Here is a 1154-nt window from a genome sequence, read left to right as displayed (position 1 = left end):
ATGTATATCCTCATCGATTCCGTCACACATATGCCTGTCAATTGCTAGATAATGGAGCACCGCTAGAATTTATTCAGGGTATGCTTGGGCATGAAAAAGCATCTACCACACAGATTTATGCTCTGTTGCGACGTGAGAGCAGAGATCCACAGAGTGCGTGGCGATGACAATCAGAAGCAAAACAAACGAAGGAACGCCTGTTCAAGTGTGTTGTGACGAAGCCGCAGTTAGTGCGGAGCGAATCCGCCATTATTTTATTGTTGGATTCTTGACACGGGGAACATTTTATTCGCTAAAGTCTTCGGCTAAAATAAAAAAACGCGCCTGAACCAAGGTGGTTTTGCGCGTTTTGGCGGGAYGAATACGGTGTCAGGACGGAATGATCATAGCGGTCTGAATATTATTCAGATCGAGCTGAATTTGCTCTGGAATATGGTAGGGATGGTATAGCCCCCGCTGCATCATGTAGTTTGTTATCTTTTCATGGGAGTCTATAGCTTCATCGAGCTGTTTCATCAAAATTTGCTTGATTTCGGGGGTGACACATTCGGTTACGGCCATGGCGTAGTTTCTGACTCCGCTCTTGGCGTTCATCAAAAAATCCATTGCGATTACGTCGTCGGTCAGCGTATGAAGCCCTGTCATGTGTTCTAGTATTGAGTTCATGTTTTATCTCCTATAGGATTACTTTAGACAGCACTCCACCGAGCTCCTGAAGCTGCTGCTGTGATAATTGTACGTCTTGCTGCAAAATTTGTATGAGCTCCGGGTCGGTTACCAGAGCTTGCATGGTTTTGGATTTGGTCAAGCAAACGGTCTTGAACGCAGCCATTTCATGAACCTCCAGCATCTCATGCATGGCGTAATTGGAATTCATTTGGATTGTCCTCCCATTTGTTCATCCATATTCAAGGTTTTAAGACGACTTTGATGCAATCGTCCGTTTTCGTATCGAACACTTCATAGCCGCGCTTGGCCTCGCTGAGCGGAATGACGTGCGTAACAACGTCTCCAGGGTCCACTTTCCCCGACGTAACCAACTCGTACATATACGGCATATAATGAATGACCGGAGCTTGTCCGGAACGGATATTCACGTTGCGCTGCATGATGTCGCCGAACGGGAATCCGTTATAGCGTCCGCCGTATACCCC

General features: G+C 46.6%; 3 protein-coding genes and 1 pseudogene. 1 reads left to right on the top strand and 3 read right to left on the bottom strand.

What is annotated here, in order from left to right; translation table 11 throughout:
* The coding region (locus AC1DUA_RS38520; protein WP_477504705.1) for a tyrosine-type recombinase/integrase at nucleotides 1-167 on the top strand (167 nt) is incomplete at its 5' end.
* Between the two features lie 202 nt (nucleotides 168-369).
* Here AC1DUA_RS38520 and AC1DUA_RS38515 read toward each other — a convergent pair.
* The 3 genes and pseudogenes from AC1DUA_RS38515 to AC1DUA_RS38505 all read right to left on the bottom strand — a co-directional run.
* Entirely contained in the window at nucleotides 370-666 is a 297-nt protein-coding gene (locus tag AC1DUA_RS38515; protein ID WP_477504704.1) for a spore coat protein, read from the bottom strand.
* 10 nt (nucleotides 667-676) lie between these two features.
* Nucleotides 677-877, bottom strand: a complete 201-nt coding sequence (locus AC1DUA_RS38510) for a hypothetical protein (protein WP_477504703.1) — start codon at nucleotides 875-877, stop codon at nucleotides 677-679.
* Between the two features lie 31 nt (nucleotides 878-908).
* Nucleotides 909-1154 (bottom strand): annotated as a pseudogene (locus AC1DUA_RS38505) (glutathione-dependent formaldehyde dehydrogenase); the annotation flags it as partial.

The organism is Paenibacillus sp. 01T422, assembly GCF_056398785.1.
This window is presented reverse-complemented; position numbering and strand designations above follow the sequence as displayed.